This window comes from Burkholderia territorii, from assembly GCF_902833055.1.
Classification (GTDB): Bacteria; Pseudomonadota; Gammaproteobacteria; order Burkholderiales; family Burkholderiaceae; genus Burkholderia; species Burkholderia territorii.
Genome location: NZ_CADFEJ010000003.1, coordinates 529,267 through 545,197, shown reverse-complemented (window position 1 = coordinate 545,197; position 15,931 = coordinate 529,267). Strand labels below are relative to the sequence as shown.

The following is a 15,931-nucleotide window of genomic DNA, read 5'->3' as shown; positions in this document are numbered from 1 at the left end:
ATGCCCGGCCGCGTCAGCCCGAAAAGTCCGTCACGACCGTTACGCCGGCGCCTTCGAACCGGTTCATGTTCATCAGCGCGTCGATCGACTGGCCGAGACTGATTTTCTTGCCGATCAACCGGCTCGGCGCGAGCGTGCCGGCATGAATCATGTCGAGCATCGCGTCGTATCGATGCGCCTGCATCCCGTGGCTGCCGAGAATCTCCAGCTCGTGCGCGATGACCTTGCTCATCGGCACGGCCGGTGTCGCATGCTCACCGAGCATCAGCCCGACCTGCACGTGCTTGCCGCGCCGGCGCAGATTGCTGATCGAATTGAAGCAGGTGGTCGGATGACCCAGCGCATCGAGCGACACGTGTGCGCCGCCGCGTGTGATTTCCCTGACCGCATCGACGACGTCGGCGACTTGCGACGCATTGACGGTCGCCGCTGCGCCGACCGATCGCGCGAGCGCGAGCGCCTCGTCCGAAATGTCGATCGCGACGACGTTCGCACCGATCGCATGCGCGATCATGATCGCCGACAGACCCACGCCTCCGCAGCCGTGCACGGCGACCCATTGGCCGGCGGACGTGCGGCCCTGGTCGACCACCGCGCGAAACGACGTCACGAAGCGGCATCCGAGGCTTGCCGCGGTCGGAAAGTCGAGCGCATCGGGCAGGCGCACGAGATTCAGGTCCGCGTGATGGATGCCGACGTATTGGGCGAACGAGCCCCAGTGCGTGAAGCCGGGCTGGAACTGCTGCTCGCAGACCTGCTGGTTGCCCGAGTGGCATTCCGGGCAGCGGCCGCAGCCGGCGACGAACGGCACCGTGACGCGGTCGCCGGCTTTCCAGCGCGTGACCGCTGCACCGGTGGCGACCACGACGCCGGCGAGTTCGTGGCCCGGCACATGCGGCAGCACGATGTCCGGATCGTGCCCCATCCAGCCGTGCCAGTCGCTGCGGCACACGCCGGTCGCTTTCACTTCGATCACGACGCCGTCGGGTGCCGGCGTCGGATCGTCGACGTTCATCAGCCGCGGCGCGGCGCCGAACGCTTCGTAGACAACTGCTTTCACGATCTCCTCCTGAGTCGAATGACTCTTTCAATATATCGTGGAAGAAGCGGGTTTATCTTTCGTTTTTCGATTGAGAAGCGGCGGTTTGTGAGATAGCCTTGCGATCATCGCGCGATTGCCGCAAGGAATTTTCATGGAACAACTCGACAGGATCGATCGCGGCATGCTGGACATGCTGCAGCAGGACGGGCGCGTGTCGAATGCGCGACTCGCCGAAGCGTTCTCGCTGAGCGAGACGTCCTGCTGGCGCCGCCTCAGGCGGCTGGAGGAAGCGGGGTTGATCGCGGGCTATCACGCACGGCTCGACCGCAGAAAGCTCGGGTTTGGCGTGATGGCGTTCGTGCAGATCGTCTGCACGCAGCACGGCGAGGAAGTGACGGCCGAGTTCGAGCGCCTGATCCAGGCCAGCCCCAACGTGCTCGCGTGCGACAACACGACCGGCGAGGCGGATTTCCTGCTGCAGGTGGTGGCAGCCGATCTCGACGACTACAGTCACTTTGTCGAACGGGTGCTGCGCAAACTGCCCGGTGTGCTGAGCATTCGGTCGAACCTGTCGCTGCGGCAGCTGAAGTCGACGCAGCGGTTGCCGATCGCGTGACGGCGCGCAACGGCGCTCGCGCGTGCGCGAGCGGTCAGTCGGCCAGCCGCTTGTCGGCGAGCGCCTTGCAGCAGTCGTCGTACACCCACTGCACGAGCTTCGCCCGGTAGTCGAGATCGTCGGTATCGACGATTTCCTCGACCGCGTCGCGCGCCCACGACGCGTCGACGAAATCGGCGTGCCGCTTGGCGATGTCCTGTGCCAGCGCGGCCAGCTTCGCGATCGCGAGCCAGTCGCATTGCCGATGGTGGCGGTCGAGCCAGCGGTGCGCGGCCTTCACCTGGAACGATGCGTCCGGCCAGGATTCGTTCAGGTAAAACGCCCCGAGATTGCCGCAGGTGAGCCAGCACAGCAGCTCCAGGCGATCTTGCGAACCGAGGTTGTTGGGTGCATCGGTCATGGCAGCGCTCACGAAAGCATCGATTCCGGATGGCGCGGGCTGCAGCAGCCGGCGCCGATAGTAAAAACATAGCACGATGGTGGCCGCGTGGCGCGGCCTCGTGGTGCCAAGGCGTGGCGCGGATGCCGAGGTTGCCGGCGGCGGGCGCCCGCCGCTCGATCGCCGGCGTCCGCGCGGGCCGTTCGGCGACGCGCGAGGCCCCGTTTCGCGTCGTCGCCGCGCCATGCCGCAGTCGTTAGAATGGCCGTTTTCCGGGAGACAGGAAGCGATGAAAATCTACGATCAGTTCTATATCGACGGTGCATGGCGCAAGCCGGCCGGAACGGGCACGATCGACGTGATCGACTCGGGCACCGAAGCCGTGATCGGCCGGATTCCCGAGGGCGTGGCGTCGGACGCGCAGGACGCGATCCGTGCGGCGCGCGCGGCGTTCGACGCATGGGCCGCGACGCCGGCCGCGACGCGCGCGGGCTATCTGCGCAAGATCGTCGAGCGTCTGCAGGCGCGCAGCGAGGAACTTGCGCAGTCGATCACCGGCGAAGTCGGGATGCCGATCAAGCTGTCGCGCGCGATCCAGGTCGGCGGCCCGATCTACAACTGGAAGGCCTACGCGAAGCTCGCCGAATCGTTCGAATTCGAAGCGACGGTCGGCAACTCGCTGGTCGTGCGCGAGCCGGTCGGCGTCGTCGCGGCGATCACGCCGTGGAACTACCCGCTCAACCAGATCACGCTGAAGGTCGCGCCGGCGCTCGCGGCCGGCTGCACGGTCGTCCTGAAGCCGTCCGAAGTCGCGCCGCTCAACGCGTTCATGCTCGCCGAGGCGATTCACGAAGCGGGGCTGCCGCCGGGTGTGTTCAACCTCGTGTGCGGTTTTGGCCCGGTGGTCGGCGAGGTGCTGGCTAGCGATCCGGACGTCGACATGGTGTCGTTCACGGGTTCGACGCGCGCCGGCAAGCGCGTGGCCGAACTGGCGGCCGCGGGCGTGAAGCGCGTCGCGCTCGAACTGGGCGGCAAGTCGGCATCGGTGATCCTCGATGATGCGGATTTCGCGGCGGCGGTGAAGGGCACGGTGAACGCGTGCTACCTGAACGCGGGCCAGACCTGTTCGGCGCACACGCGGATGCTGGTGCCGCAGGCCCGCTACGACGAGGCGCGCGCGATCGCGAAGGCGGCGGCCGAAGCGTATGTCGCGGGCGATCCGCGCCTGGAAACGACGCGCCTCGGCGCACTCGCATCGGCCGCGCAGCAGCAGCGCGTGCAGGCCTACATCCAGCGCGGAATCGACGACGGCGCGGAACTCGTGACCGGCGGCACGGGCCTGCCGGAAGGGCTCACGAAGGGCTTCTTCGTGAAGCCGACGGTGTTCGGCCGCGTCGATCCGAAATCGACGATCGCGCAGGAAGAGATCTTCGGGCCGGTGCTGTCGATCATCACGTATCGCGACGAGGACGAAGCCGTGCGCATCGCGAACGATTCGCCGTACGGGCTCGGCGGCGCGGTATGGGCCGGCAGCGACGAACGCGCGATGCGCGTGGCGCGCCGCATCCGCACGGGCCAGGTCGACATCAACGGCGGCACGTGGAACGGCGCCGCGCCCTTCGGCGGCTACAAGCAGTCGGGACACGGCCGCGAGAACGGCGTGTACGGGCTCGAAGAGTATCTCGAGTACAAGTCGATGCAGTTCAAGCCGGCCAGTCCAGCCTGAGCGTTTCGCCGCGCATGACCCGCAACGGCACGCTCGCGTGCCGTTTTTTTATTGACGGCCGTCAAGGTGCGCGCCGGTGGATGCGTCGATCATCGCGTTTCCGATTTCCGATGTTTCGACGAGGTTCAGATGACCGCACGCACTTCCTTCCCGCCGCTCACGATTCGCGGCCGCACCTTGCTGCCCGTGGTGCAGGGCGGCATGGGCGTCGGCATCTCCGCGCACCGCCTCGCGGGCAGCGTCGCGCGCGAAGGCGCGCTCGGCACGATCGCGAGCATCGACCTGCGCCACCATCACGCGGATCTGCTCGCGCGCTGTCGCGCGAACCCCGACCGGGCGACGCTCGAGGCCGCGAACCTCGACGCGCTCGCGCGCGAGATTCGCCTCGCGAAGACGTACAGCGAAGGGCGCGGAATGATCGCGGTCAACGTGATGAAGGCGGTGAGCGCGCATGCGGACTACGTGCGCGTCGCGTGCGACGAAGGCGCGGACGCGATCGTGATGGGCGCCGGCTTGCCGCTGGATCTGCCCGATCTCACGCACGGCCACGACATCGCGCTGATCCCGATCCTGTCGGACAGCCGCGGGATCGCGCTGGTGCTGAAGAAGTGGATGAAGAAGGGCCGGCTGCCCGATGCGATCGTGATCGAGCATCCCGCGCATGCGGGCGGCCATCTCGGCGTCACGCAGATCGACGACATGCACGATGCGCGCTTCGATTTCGCGCGCGTGCTCGACGAGACCGCGCAGGTAATGGCGTCGCTCGGCCTCGCGCGCGATGCGATCCCGCTGATCGTCGCGGGCGGGATCAACAGCCACGACACCGTGCGTGCGGCGCTTGCGGCCGGTGCGAACGGCGTGCAGGTGGGAACGCCGTTCGCGGTGACGGAGGAAGGCGATGCGCATCCGAACTTCAAGCGCGTGCTGGCCGATGCGCTGCCCGAGGACATCGTCGAATTCGTGAGCGTGACGGGGCTGCCGGCGCGCGCGGTGAAGACCCCCTGGCTCGATCGCTATCTGCGCAACGAAACGCGCATTCGCGACAAGCTCGGCGCGTTCAAGCAGCGCTGCCCGACCGCGCTCGAGTGCCTGAGCGTCTGCGGGCTGCGCGACGGCATCGAGAAGTTCGGCCATTTCTGCATCGACACGCGGCTCGCGGCCGCGCTGCGCGGCGATGTCGCGAACGGGTTGTTCTTCCGCGGCCGCGAAGCGCTGCCGTTCGGCAACGCGATCCGCAGCGTGCGCGATCTGCTCGACCTGCTGCTGACCGGCCGTGCGGCGGAGCCTGCGACAAACCGTCCAATGTTTACGCTGGCTTGACGGATATCAAGACGACCCAAAGACCCTACGTGGAGAATGGAATACATTCTACAGGGGTCCGTATCATGCAAAAAACGATTCGAACATGTGTCACCGCTGCCGCAGTCGCGGCGAGCCTCGCCACGATGCCGTCGCTGTCGCACGCGGCGTCGCCGGGCGACGGGATCAACCAGGGTGACGTACTGGTCCGGCTGCGCGCGATCAGCATCCAGCCGAACGAGCGCGGCAGCGACACGCTCGGCGCGATCAACACCGGCGTGAACAACGCGATCGTGCCGGAGCTCGACTTCACCTACATGATCCGCGACTACCTCGGCGTGGAACTGATCCTCGGCACGTCGCGGCATCAGATGACGTCGAGCCTCGGCAATCTCGGCGGCGTGGGCGTGCTGCCGCCGACGCTGCTGCTGCAGTACCACTTCAATCATGCCGGCAAGGTGCGGCCGTACGTCGGCGCGGGCCTGAACTACACGTACTTCTACAACAACGGGCTCAACGTCGGCGGGGAAGGCGTGTCGATCAACAAGAGCAGCTTCGGTCCCGCGCTGCAGTTCGGCGTCGACGTGCAGTTGACGAAGAAGGTGTTCATGAACGTCGACGTGAAGAAGATCTGGATGAGCACCGATGCAACGCTCGGCGACAAGGGCATCGGCACGCTGCACATCGATCCGCTGATCGTTGGCGTGGGCGTCGGGATGAAGTTCTAGACGCGAGCGAAAAAGAACAGAGTTGGGGTTGGCGGCATGGCAGTCGGCATGCCGCTCTTTTTTTGTCCGGCGGGTTTACAGCTTGTCGTACTGAAAGCGCATCGCGGTGCCTTCGCGCGTGATGCGTTCCCACACCGCGCGTTTCTCGTCGTCGCTCAGGAACACCCAGTTCGACACTTCGCCGGCCGTGCGGCCGCAGCCCTTGCAGACTTCGTCGAAGAGGGTCGAGCACACGCCGATGCAGGGGCTGTCGGGCAGGTCGTGGAGATTGGAGGCCATCGGAAGGGTTCGCGCGTTGAATCGTCAGGGCGTCATTTTAATGCATCGGGGTGACGCGGCCCGGCCGCGATGCCGGCGGTGCGGCGCCGGCCCGTCCGGACGGTTTCGCGGCCGCCTTCTTTTCCCGATGGACAGACGCCGATTACCCGATAGAATTCCCCCGGAGCGCCCCGCTGCGCGGGCCGTGCGAGCGGCCGGCGGCGCGAATCTGTTCCGTTTGCGCGACACCGGCATGATTTTTTTGTGACGGAGCGCGAATGGTGGTAGCGTTCGGGGTTTTCGAGGGGCGGCGCGCCTGAACGCGCCGCCATGACGAGGCAGACGGCAGCCGGGCGACGCGTCCGGCCGGAGGGAGAACGGGATGAAAGCAAAGGTAGTGGGCCGGTTCGCAGCGCTTGCGCTGTGTGTGGGTGCATCGGCGGCGGCGGCGAAGGATACGCAGCTCAATGTCTATAACTGGTCCGACTACATTGCGAAGGACACGATCCCGAACTTCGAGAAGCAGACGGGCGTCAAGGTTCGCTACGACAACTACGACAGCGACGACACGCTGCAGGCGAAGCTGCTCACGGGCAGCTCGGGCTACGACATCGTCGTGCCGACCAGCAACTACGCGGGCAAGCAGATCGCGGCGGGCATCTTCACGCCGCTCGACAAGTCGAAGCTGCCGAACCTCAAGTACCTCGATCCGCAACTGATGGCGCTCGTCGCCGGCGCGGACCCGGGCAACAAGTACGCGGTGCCCTGGGCATACGGCACGACCGGTCTCGCATACAACCTGACGAAGGCGCAACAAGCGCTCGGCAAGGTCCCGCTCGACAACTGGGACATCCTGTTCAAGCCGGAAAACATCTCGAAGCTGAAGACCTGCGGCGTATCGGTGCTCGACGCGCCGGACCAGATGTTCGCGGCGGCGCTGCACTACATCGGCAAGGATCCGATGAGCACGAACCCGGCCGACTACAAGGCCGCGATGGACGTGCTCAAGAAGATCCGCCCGTACATCACCCAGTTCAACTCGTCGGGCTACATCAACGACCTGGTCGGCGGCGACATCTGCTTCGCGTTCGGCTGGTCGGGCGACGTCGTGATCGCGAAGCATCGCGCGATCGAGGCGAAGAAGCCGTACAAGGTCGAGTACTACATTCCGAAGGGCGGCGCGCCGGTGTGGTTCGACGTGATGGCGATCCCGAAGGACGCGAAGAACAAGGAAGCGGCGCTGCAGTGGATCAACTACATCGAGGATCCGAAGGTGCACGCGGCGATCACGAACGCCGTGTACTACCCGAGCGCGAACGCCGAAGCCCGCAAGTACGTGCGCCCGGACGTCGCCAACGACCCGGCCGTCTACCCGCCGGCCGACGTCGTGAAGACGCTGTTCCTGCTCAAGCCGCTGCCGCCTGAAATCCAGCGCCTGCAGACGCGTCTGTGGACCGAGTTGAAGTCGGGCCGCTGACGCGAGCCGGAGTGAGCCAGCAGTCATGAAGCCCCTGGTGCCCCCGGGGGCTTTGTTCGTCAAACGCAGGAGAGAAGCAGCACATCATGAATAGCCAGTCGGGCGTGCCGGTTGCGGGCGCGCCGTCCTTCGTTCCTTCGTCCGGCGCCGATGCGCGCGCCGAGAACTTTGTCCAGATCGTCGACGTCGTCAAGAAATTCGGCGAGACCGAAGTGGTGCGCAACGTGAACCTGACGGTTCGGCAGGGCGAGCTGTTCGCGCTGCTCGGCAGCTCGGGTTCCGGCAAGTCGACATTGCTGCGGATGCTTGCCGGCCTCGAGACGGTCACGTCGGGCAAGATCCTGATCGATGGCGAGGACCTCGCGCAGATGCCGCCGTACAAGCGGCCCGTAAACATGATGTTCCAGTCTTATGCGTTGTTCCCGCACATGTCGGTGGAATCGAACGTCGCATACGGCCTCAAGCAGGAAGGCACGCCGAAGGCCGAGCTGAAGGAGCGCGTGGCGGCTGCGCTCGAACTCGTGCAGATGAGCAAGTACGCGAAGCGCAAGCCCCACCAGCTGTCGGGCGGCCAGCAGCAGCGCGTCGCGCTCGCGCGCTCGCTCGTCAAGCGCCCGAAGGTGCTGCTGCTCGACGAGCCGATGTCGGCGCTCGACAAGCAGATCCGCCAGCGCACGCAGATCGAGCTCGTCAACATCCTGAAGAAGGTCGGCGTCACCTGCATCATGGTCACGCACGACCAGGAAGAGGCGATGACGATGGCGAACCGGCTCGCCGTGATGAGCGAAGGCCAGATCGTGCAGATCGGCACGCCGAACGAAGTCTACGAATATCCGAACAGCCGCTTCTCGGCCGAATTCATCGGCTCGACGAACCTGTTCGACGGCGTCACGGTCGAGGACGAACCCGACCATGTCTACATCGAATCGCCGGAGCTGCCGAGCCGGCTGTACGTGAGTCACGGCATTACGGGCCCGCTGGGGATGCCGGTCACGGTGTCGGTGCGCCCCGAGCGGATCGCGCTCACGCGCAAGCCGCCCGAAGGCGCGTTCAACTGGGCGCGCGGCAAGATCACCAACGTCGCGTACATGGGCGGCTATTCGCTGTATCACGTGAAGCTCGACGCGGGCAAGACGGTGATCGCGAACGTGTCGAGCCTCGCGATCACCGAGCTCGACACGCCGGCGCTCGGCGACGAGATCTACGTGCGCTGGAGCGCGACCGCAGGCGTGGTGCTGACGTCATGAACGCGCTCAAGTCCCTGCTCGCATGGCCGGTGCGGCGCTTCAACCTGACCGGCGGCTCGGCGGTCGTCGCGGGGCCGTATACGTGGCTCGTGCTGTTCTTCCTCGTGCCGTTCGTGCTGGTCGTGAAGATCAGTTTCGCGGAGCTGCAGCTCGGCATTCCGCCGTATACGGAACTCGCGTCGTACGCGGACGGCGTCGTGCACATCGCGCTGAACCTGTCGCACTACGCATTCCTGCTGTCGGACAGCCTGTATTTCGCGACCTACGTGAATTCGGTGGTGGTCGCGGCGATCACGACGCTGCTGTGCCTGCTGATCGGCTATCCGATGGCGTACTACATCGCACGTTCGAACCCCGCGACGCGCAACCTGCTGATGATGGGCGTGATGCTGCCGTTCTGGACGTCGTTCCTGATCCGCGTGTACGCGTGGATCGGGATCCTGAAGAACAACGGTCTCCTGAACAACTTCCTGATGTGGATCGGCCTGACGCACACGCCGATCGAGCTGTATCGCACCAACTACGCGGTGTACATCGGGATGGTGTATTCGTACCTGCCGTTCCTCGTGATGCCGCTGTACGCGCATCTCGTGAAAATGGACCTGCGTCTGCTCGAAGCCGCGTACGACCTCGGCGCGAAACCGTGGAAGGCGTTCGTGCAGATCACGCTGCCGCTGTCGAAGAACGGGATCATCGCGGGCTGCCTGCTAGTGTTCATCCCGGCGGTCGGCGAGTACGTGATCCCGGAACTGCTCGGCGGCGCGAACACGCTGATGATCGGCCGCGTGATGTGGAATGAATTCTTCAACAACGCAGACTGGCCGATGGCGTCGGCCGTGACCTGCGCGATGGTGCTGCTGCTGCTCGTGCCGATGGCGATGTTCCAGCACTTCCAGGCGAAGGAGCAGGAGGGCCGCCGTCGATGAAGCCGAATCGTTACCTGCAGTTCGCGGCGCTGTTCGCCGGCTTCGCGTTCCTGTACATCCCGATCATCAGCCTGATCGTCTATTCGTTCAACGAGTCGAAGCTCGTCACCGTGTGGTCGGGCTTCTCGTTCCGCTGGTATTCGGCACTCGTGGAGGACGACGAACTGTTGACGGCCGCATGGCTGTCGCTGAGGATCGGCGTGCTGACCGCGTTCGCGTCGGTGTTCATCGGCACGTGGGCCGGCTTCGTGCTCGCGCGGATGGGCCGCTTTCGCGGCTTCGCGCTGTTCAGCGGGATGATCAACGCACCGCTGGTGATCCCCGAGGTGATCCAGGGCATCTCGTTGCTGCTGCTGTTCATCGAACTGGCGAAGTGGATCGGCTGGCCGGCCGAGCGCGGCGTGTTCACGATCTGGCTGGGCCACGTGATGCTGTGCATCTCGTACGTCGCGATCATCGTGCAGTCGCGCGTGCGCGAACTGAACCCGTCGCTCGAGGAGGCCGCGCTCGATCTCGGTGCGACGCCGCTGAAGGTGTTCTTCACGATTACGCTGCCGCTGATTTCGCAGGCGTTGATCGCGGGCTGGCTGCTGTCGTTTACGCTGTCGATCGACGACCTCGTGCTGTCGGCGTTCCTGTCGGGCCCCGGCTCGACGACGCTGCCGCTCGTCGTGTTCTCGCGCGTACGCCTCGGCCTGAACCCGGAAATGAACGCGCTCGCAACGCTGTTCATCGTCGCGGTGACGGCCGGCGTGGTGATCGCGAACTTCGTGATGCTGCGCCAGGAACGCAAGCGGACGATGTCGTTCGCGACGTAACGCGCGCGGCTGTCGCCATAAGAAAACGCCCGGTGCCGACGTCGAGTCGGCCCGGGCGTTTTCCTTATGTACCGCGCCGAGGCGCTCAGTACGTGAAGCTCTTGCCGGGCGTCCTCCACACGGCCGTGGCCGCCGAGCATGCCTGCAGCGTCAGCGCGCTGCCGGCCGGCGCGAGGCAGCGGCCGGTGGCCTGCGACACGAGTTGCGCGGTGCCCGGCAGCGTGCCGGCCTTGACCTGCCACTGCGGGCTCGCCGTACCGGGCACGCAGGTGCGCAGCAGCGCGCCGTTGGCCGAGCCGGGCGCCTGCGCGGTGAGGCAGTAGCTGTACTTGGTCTGCAGCGTGCCGTCGCCCGCGACGACCCACAGTTGCGGATTGAAGTGCGTGCCGCCGGATGCGCGCACCGATGCGAGCGTCGGGCACGTGCCGAGCGTTGCGACGCTGCCGTCGGCCAGGCCGCCCGACGCCGTCAGGCACGCGCCGCCGCTTTTCACGAGGCCGGCGGCCGATTGCTGCGGCCCGCCGATGAGCGTGGCGACGCCGTTCGCTTGCGACGCGTTTGCATAGCTCGCCGGACACGACTTGTTGACCGTGACCGAGGGTGCCGGGACCGGCACCGCGTTGCCGATCGCGTCATACGCGCGAATGCTGAACTGCGCGTCCGTATGCGCGATCGACGCGCAGCTCGTGCGGCTCGAGTTCCAGTCGAAATATTCGACCCACTGGCTGATCCAGCCGACGGGCACCTGCGTCTGCGTGGTGCCGACGTAGATGCTGCCGATATCGAAGCTGTCGCCGGTTGTACCGTTCGTCACGTCCGTCACGTTGCTCTTGAACCAGCCGGGGCCCTGGCTCGTGTCCGGCGTGATGCGGAACCGGTACGTGTGGCCCGCGTGCCACTCGTAGCGATAACGGCATTGCGCGCCGGCGCTGCCGTCGGTTGCCGAGCCGCTGACCGTGCAATAGCTGCCCGCGCCGATGCCCGCGCTCGCGGGCGTGCCGGGTTTGGCGGCGGTCGCGCCCCACAGGCTGAACAGGAACTGCTTGCCGACGCCTTCGCTGGCCGACACCAGCTCGGTCGACTGCAGGCCGGTGTAGCCGTTGAGCGAACCGATCTGGTTCGACCAGAAGACGTTCGAGTTCGGGCCCGGGTCCGTTGCCGGCGTGATGAACAGGTCGAGCGTGCCGACGCTGCGTACCGTCGACGGGAACCACGTGTCGCTGTAAAGCCCCGGCGTCGAGCCGAGGAAGCCGGACAGCGTCGGCGCGCTGGCGGCCGTCAGCGTCGCGAGCCCTGCGGCCGTATCGGCCGTGATCGTGAAGCTGCGCGCGCCTGCCGGCGGCAACGCCGCGACCGGCGGCACACCCAGCGTGAAGCCGAGCGTGCACGTGCCGCCCGCCGGCACCGTCATGCTCGACAACGCGATGCGCGACTTGCCGTCGTCGGTGAGCGTGCCGCCGCACGTGCTGGTGAGGCTGCTCGCGCTGAAACCGGATGGCATGCCGATGAAGAGCCCGGCGGCAGCGGGCGCTGTGCCGGTGTTGGCGAGCTTGAGCGTTGCCTTGTCGGTTCCGCCGACCGACGGGGAGAGACTGGCGAGCGTCAGCGTCGCCGTATAGGCGGATGCGGCTAGCGCGGTGAGTGGCGTCAACAGCAGCGCGGCAAGTGCCGCGCTTCCTCGTTTACCGATGTGCATGACCGGACTCCATTGTTCTTGTTGATGTCGACGCGCCGGGCAGCAGCGCGCGGGGAGTCTAGCATGCGGATCGCGGCGGTTTTGCGACGGCGGGGGCGGCTCCGGCGCCGGACGCGGAGGCGATTGCCGCGCCCAGGTTCATGCGCCGAACGCGGCCTTCGCGAGCAGACCGAGCGCGACGCAGACGAGCACGGCCGCGAAACCTGCCTGCACGTGGCGCGCGGACAGGTGCCGCGACGCGTTGCGGCCGATCGCCATCCCGACGGCGGTCGCGACGGTGAACCACAGCATCATGTCGAGCGGCGCGCGCGTGCCCGACACGAGCGTCGCGAGCACGCCGCCGGTGCCGACCAGCGCGATCACCATCAGCGACGTCGCGACCACGCCGTGCATCGACACGTTCGTGAACTTGCGCAGCATCGGCACGATCACGAAGCCGCCGCCGACACCGAGCAAGCCCGTCATCAACCCCGTCACCGCACCGGTCGACGCGAGCGCGAGCCCGACCGGCCAGGACCACACGAGCCGGCCGGTATCGGGATTCACGCGGCCGACGCACAACCGCGACTCGTCCGCGTCGCCGGGCGCGCGGCGCAGTGCCTGCCGCAGCAGGCGGCCCGCGACGACCAGCATCGTCAGCGCGAACAGCGCCAGCAGCACGCGTTGCGGCAGCACGTGCGCGAGTTTCACGCCGAGCGTCGTGAGCGGCACCCCGGCCACGGCCATCAGCAGCGCCGCCCGATAGCGCACGAGCCCGCGGCGAAACCCTTCCAGCGCGCCGAGCGCGGCGCTGCCCGCGACCGCGACGAGCGCGACGGGCGTGGCCTGCTGCATCGGCCAGCCCATCCCGACGACGAGCGCGGGCACCGCGAGAATGCCGCCACCCGCGCCGGTGAGGCCGAGCACGGCGCCGACGAGGCTGCCGAGTACGAGGGAAATCAGCATGGTGTCATCGAGCTCCGGTCAACGGGCGATCGCGGGCTTCGCGAGCCATTCGCGGCCCTTGAGCATCGCCTTCCAGTAGAGCGGTGGCAGCAGGCGCTCCTTGAGCAGCCACGCGAGCCGGGACGGACGCCTGCCGTCGATCAGCCACGCGGGGAAGGTCGGCGCGACCTTGCCGCCGTACAGGAATTCGGCGAGCACGATCTTGCCGCGCTCGACGGTGAGCGGGCACGACCCGTAGCCGTCGTACGTAGCGTCACCGCGCACGCGGCCGAGCGACGCGAGCACATTGTGCGCGACGACCGGCGCCTGCTTGCGCGCGGCCGCGGCGGTCTTCGCGTTGGTCGTGTTGGTGACGTCGCCGAGCGCGAAGATGTCCGCGAACTGCTTGTGCCGCAGCGTCGCCGGGTCGACGTCGATCCAGCCGGCTGCATCGGCGAGCGGGCTCGCGCGCACGAAATCGGGCGCCTTCTGCGGCGGCACGACGTGAATCATGTCGAAGGTTCGTTCGACGGTTTCCGTGCCGCCGTCGGGCAACGCGCGCCGGAACGTCGCACGCCGCGCGGGCCCGTCGATCGCGACGAGGTTGTGGCCGAACGACAGCGCGATGTCGTAGCTCTTCACGTATTCCATCAGCGCGGGCACGTAGTCGGCGACCCCGAACAGCGCGGCGCCCGCATTCAGGAACTCGACGTTGGCGGCACCGAGACGGCCCGTGCGCCGCCAGTGATCGCACGACAGGTACATCGCCTTCTGCGGCGCGCCCGCGCACTTGATCGGCATCGGCGGCTGCGTGAACAGCGCGTTGCCGCCGCGGAACGCCTGCACCAGTTCCCACGTGTACGGGGCGAGATCGTAGCGATAGTTCGACGTGACGCCGTTGCGGCCAAGCGTTTGCGCGAGACCATCGATCGCGTGCCAGTCGAGCTTCAGCCCCGGGCACACGACCAGCTTCCGGTAGCCGATGCGCCGGCAGCCGTCGAGGACGACCGCATGCGCGTCGGGCTCGAAACCGGCGACGGCGGCCTGGATCCATTTCACGCCACGCGGCAGCAGGTCGGCGATCCGGCGCGCGGTCGTGTCGGGCCGGAACACGCCCGCGCCGACCATCGTCCAGCCGGGCTGGTAGTAGTGCGTATCGGCCGGGTCGATCACCGCGATATCGAGCGATGCGTCGCGCGCCAGCAGGCTCGACGCGACCGCGACGCCGGCCGCGCCCGCGCCGACGATCACGATGTCGTGCCGTGCGTCGACGGCGGGCGTGGCGTGGCGCCCGTGATGCGCGACATCTTGCGTCGAACCGCGTGTCAGACGCGGCGCGAGCGCGCCGAGGTCGTAGCCGGCCGCGGCGGCGATCGCGACGATGTCGCCGACCGGACGCCTGCCGGCCTGCGACAGCGCCCACAGCGTCGCCGAACGCGTGCCGCTGCGGCAGTATGCGAGCACCGGGCCGGCGAGCGACGCGACGAGCGCGTCGAATTGCCGGGCCTGCTCGTCGGTGACCTTGCCGGTATCGACGGGCAGGTAATGGACGGCGATGCCGAGCGGTGCGGCGGCGGCGCGGATCTCGGCGACGTTCGGCTGGTCGGCGCCTTCGCCGTCCGGACGATTGCAGACGATCGTGCGGATGCCGGCCGCGTGAAGCGCGGGCAGGTCGGTCGCGGCGATCTGGGGCGAGACCGACAGCAGGTCGGTCAGCGGGCGGATGGTCATGTCGGGGTCTCCGGTCGGGGTGGCGTGTCAGATCGCGTCGAGCGGGATCTTCAGGTAACGCACGCCATTGTTTTCGGGCTCGGGCAGGTGCCCGGCACGCATGTTCACCTGCACGGACGGCAGCATCAGCACCGGCATGTCGAGCGTCGCATCGCGCGCGGTGCGCATGGCGACGAAGTCGTCCTCGGTCACGCCGTCCTTCACGTGCACGTTCGCGCGACGTTGCTCGGCCACCGTCGTCACGAACTGCACGTCGCGGCCGCCCGGCTGGTAGTCGTGGCACAGGTAGAGCCGCGTGTCGGGCGGCAGGGCGAGCACGCGCGCGATCGAGCGGTACAACGTGCGCGCGTCGCCGCCCGGGAAGTCGCAGCGGGCGGTGCCGTAGTCGGGCATGAACAGCGTGTCGCCGACGAATGCCGCGCGCTGCGTCGCGTCGTCGACGCAATAGGTCAGGCACGCGGGCGTGTGGCCCGGCGTGTGCAGCGCGCGGATCGTCAGCGCGCCGAGCGCCAGCGTGTCGCCGTCGTCGAGCAGGCGGTCGAACTGGCTGCCGTCTTGCGCGAAGCCCGGGCCCGCGTTGAACAGCGTGCCGAACACATGCTGCACGCGGCGCACGTGCGAGCCGATCGCGATCTGCCCGCCGACATGCGCCTTCAGATACGGCGCGGCCGACAGGTGGTCGGCGTGCACGTGCGTCTCCAGCAGCCAGTGCACGGTCGCGCCGAGTTCGGCGACGCGTGCGATCAGCCGGTCGGCGCTCGCGGTGCGCGTGCGGCCCGATTTCGGGTCGTAGTCGAGCACGCTGTCGATCAACGCGCACGCGCGGCTCGCGGTATCGAGCAGCAGATAGCTGACGGTGTGGGTGGCCGGGTCGAAAAAGCCTTCGACCGACAGCTTGGGGGTTGGGCTCACGGGATGTCCTCGATCGGGTTCTGCATCTGCAATCGGGAATTCCATGATCAAGAAGCATGCCAGGCGCCAACGCGATGCCGGGCGATCTCGCAGGTGTTTGATTCGGTTCGGATTTCAGGCGCGTGCTGCGGATGCGGCGCACATCGCAGGCA

At 67.2% G+C, this 15,931-nt stretch carries 15 protein-coding genes; 8 read left to right on the top strand and 7 right to left on the bottom strand.

Annotated elements, in window-relative coordinates; genetic code table 11:
* Positions 1-13: 13 nt before the first annotated feature.
* Positions 14-1,060 (bottom strand): zinc-dependent alcohol dehydrogenase family protein, encoded by a 1,047-nt coding sequence (locus HW466_RS09735; RefSeq protein WP_059502146.1) that lies wholly within the window; start codon positions 1,058-1,060, stop codon positions 14-16.
* A gap of 133 nt (positions 1,061-1,193) precedes the next feature.
* Here HW466_RS09735 and HW466_RS09730 point away from each other — a divergent pair, with 133 nt between their 5' ends.
* A complete protein-coding gene (locus HW466_RS09730; RefSeq protein WP_059451419.1) occupies positions 1,194-1,658 on the top strand; it encodes an Lrp/AsnC family transcriptional regulator in 465 nt (154 codons plus the stop codon).
* Positions 1,659-1,692: 34 nt separating this feature from the next.
* Here HW466_RS09730 and HW466_RS09725 read toward each other — a convergent pair whose 3' ends face one another.
* Positions 1,693-2,058: a hypothetical protein gene (locus tag HW466_RS09725; protein WP_059451418.1), complete on the bottom strand. Its 366-nt coding sequence runs from the start codon at positions 2,056-2,058 to the stop codon at positions 1,693-1,695.
* A gap of 268 nt (positions 2,059-2,326) precedes the next feature.
* Here HW466_RS09725 and HW466_RS09720 point away from each other — a divergent pair, with 268 nt between their 5' ends.
* The 3 genes from HW466_RS09720 (at position 2,327) to HW466_RS09710 (ending at position 5,790) form a co-directional block, all read left to right on the top strand.
* Entirely contained in the window at positions 2,327-3,763 is a 1,437-nt protein-coding gene (locus HW466_RS09720; protein ID WP_059798158.1) for an aldehyde dehydrogenase family protein, read from the top strand.
* 129 nt (positions 3,764-3,892) lie between these two features.
* Positions 3,893-5,083 carry an NAD(P)H-dependent flavin oxidoreductase gene (locus HW466_RS09715; protein WP_059451607.1) on the top strand — a complete coding sequence of 397 codons (1,191 nt, stop codon included), beginning with the start codon at positions 3,893-3,895 and terminating at the stop codon, positions 5,081-5,083.
* 65 nt (positions 5,084-5,148) lie between these two features.
* A complete protein-coding gene (locus HW466_RS09710; protein WP_059451416.1) occupies positions 5,149-5,790 on the top strand; it encodes an OmpW/AlkL family protein in 642 nt (213 codons plus the stop codon).
* A 75-nt stretch (positions 5,791-5,865) separates the two neighbouring features.
* Here HW466_RS09710 and HW466_RS09705 read toward each other — a convergent pair whose 3' ends face one another.
* Positions 5,866-6,069 carry a DUF1289 domain-containing protein gene (locus HW466_RS09705; RefSeq protein WP_027784516.1) on the bottom strand — a complete coding sequence of 68 codons (204 nt, stop codon included), beginning with the start codon at positions 6,067-6,069 and terminating at the stop codon, positions 5,866-5,868.
* 361 nt (positions 6,070-6,430) lie between these two features.
* Here HW466_RS09705 and HW466_RS09700 point away from each other — a divergent pair, with 361 nt between their 5' ends.
* The 4 genes from HW466_RS09700 (at position 6,431) to HW466_RS09685 (ending at position 10,516) form a co-directional block, all read left to right on the top strand.
* On the top strand, positions 6,431-7,525 hold the full coding sequence (locus HW466_RS09700) for a polyamine ABC transporter substrate-binding protein (RefSeq protein ID WP_059544735.1): 1,095 nt from the start codon (positions 6,431-6,433) through the stop codon (positions 7,523-7,525).
* A gap of 86 nt (positions 7,526-7,611) precedes the next feature.
* The gene (locus tag HW466_RS09695; RefSeq protein ID WP_059451414.1) at positions 7,612-8,772 is read left to right on the top strand and encodes an ABC transporter ATP-binding protein; all 1,161 of its coding nucleotides are present in this window, start codon (positions 7,612-7,614) and stop codon (positions 8,770-8,772) included.
* A complete protein-coding gene (locus tag HW466_RS09690) occupies positions 8,769-9,698 on the top strand; it encodes an ABC transporter permease subunit (RefSeq protein WP_059451413.1) in 930 nt (309 codons plus the stop codon). Before HW466_RS09695 ends, HW466_RS09690 begins: the two co-directional genes overlap by 4 nt.
* Entirely contained in the window at positions 9,695-10,516 is an 822-nt protein-coding gene (locus HW466_RS09685) for an ABC transporter permease subunit (protein WP_059451412.1), read from the top strand. Before HW466_RS09690 ends, HW466_RS09685 begins: the two co-directional genes overlap by 4 nt.
* Positions 10,517-10,601: 85 nt before the next feature.
* On the opposite strand, the gene HW466_RS09680 is transcribed toward HW466_RS09685, so the two are convergent.
* The 4 genes from HW466_RS09680 to HW466_RS09665 all read right to left on the bottom strand — a co-directional run bounded on the left by HW466_RS09680 (position 10,602) and on the right by HW466_RS09665 (position 15,779).
* Positions 10,602-12,212, bottom strand: coding sequence for an RICIN domain-containing protein (locus HW466_RS09680; RefSeq protein ID WP_174905802.1), 1,611 nt, complete (start codon positions 12,210-12,212; stop codon positions 10,602-10,604).
* Between the two features lie 138 nt (positions 12,213-12,350).
* Positions 12,351-13,157, bottom strand: a complete 807-nt coding sequence (locus HW466_RS09675) for a sulfite exporter TauE/SafE family protein (protein ID WP_059502141.1) — start codon at positions 13,155-13,157, stop codon at positions 12,351-12,353.
* Between the two features lie 18 nt (positions 13,158-13,175).
* A complete protein-coding gene (locus HW466_RS09670) occupies positions 13,176-14,867 on the bottom strand; it encodes a bifunctional protein tyrosine phosphatase family protein/NAD(P)/FAD-dependent oxidoreductase (RefSeq protein ID WP_174905803.1) in 1,692 nt (563 codons plus the stop codon).
* A gap of 27 nt (positions 14,868-14,894) precedes the next feature.
* Positions 14,895-15,779 carry an MBL fold metallo-hydrolase gene (locus tag HW466_RS09665; RefSeq protein WP_059451408.1) on the bottom strand — a complete coding sequence of 295 codons (885 nt, stop codon included), beginning with the start codon at positions 15,777-15,779 and terminating at the stop codon, positions 14,895-14,897.
* Positions 15,780-15,931: the final 152 nt, after the last annotated feature.

What these genes read in the sequence shown, in the direction of transcription:
- HW466_RS09730 (WP_059451419.1), top strand. Translation starts at nt 1,194, where the DNA reads ATGGAACAACTCGACAGGATCGATCGCGGCATGCTGGACATGCTGCAG.
- HW466_RS09725 (WP_059451418.1), bottom strand. Translation starts at nt 2,058, where the DNA reads ATGACCGATGCACCCAACAACCTCGGTTCGCAAGATCGCCTGGAGCTG.
- HW466_RS09720 (WP_059798158.1), top strand. Translation starts at nt 2,327, where the DNA reads ATGAAAATCTACGATCAGTTCTATATCGACGGTGCATGGCGCAAGCCG.
- HW466_RS09715 (WP_059451607.1), top strand. Translation starts at nt 3,893, where the DNA reads ATGACCGCACGCACTTCCTTCCCGCCGCTCACGATTCGCGGCCGCACC.
- HW466_RS09710 (WP_059451416.1), top strand. Translation starts at nt 5,149, where the DNA reads ATGCAAAAAACGATTCGAACATGTGTCACCGCTGCCGCAGTCGCGGCG.
- HW466_RS09705 (WP_027784516.1), bottom strand. Translation starts at nt 6,069, where the DNA reads ATGGCCTCCAATCTCCACGACCTGCCCGACAGCCCCTGCATCGGCGTG.
- HW466_RS09700 (WP_059544735.1), top strand. Translation starts at nt 6,431, where the DNA reads ATGAAAGCAAAGGTAGTGGGCCGGTTCGCAGCGCTTGCGCTGTGTGTG.
- HW466_RS09695 (WP_059451414.1), top strand. Translation starts at nt 7,612, where the DNA reads ATGAATAGCCAGTCGGGCGTGCCGGTTGCGGGCGCGCCGTCCTTCGTT.
- HW466_RS09690 (WP_059451413.1), top strand. Translation starts at nt 8,769, where the DNA reads ATGAACGCGCTCAAGTCCCTGCTCGCATGGCCGGTGCGGCGCTTCAAC.
- HW466_RS09685 (WP_059451412.1), top strand. Translation starts at nt 9,695, where the DNA reads ATGAAGCCGAATCGTTACCTGCAGTTCGCGGCGCTGTTCGCCGGCTTC.
- HW466_RS09680 (WP_174905802.1), bottom strand. Translation starts at nt 12,212, where the DNA reads ATGCACATCGGTAAACGAGGAAGCGCGGCACTTGCCGCGCTGCTGTTG.
- HW466_RS09675 (WP_059502141.1), bottom strand. Translation starts at nt 13,157, where the DNA reads ATGCTGATTTCCCTCGTACTCGGCAGCCTCGTCGGCGCCGTGCTCGGC.
- HW466_RS09670 (WP_174905803.1), bottom strand. Translation starts at nt 14,867, where the DNA reads ATGACCATCCGCCCGCTGACCGACCTGCTGTCGGTCTCGCCCCAGATC.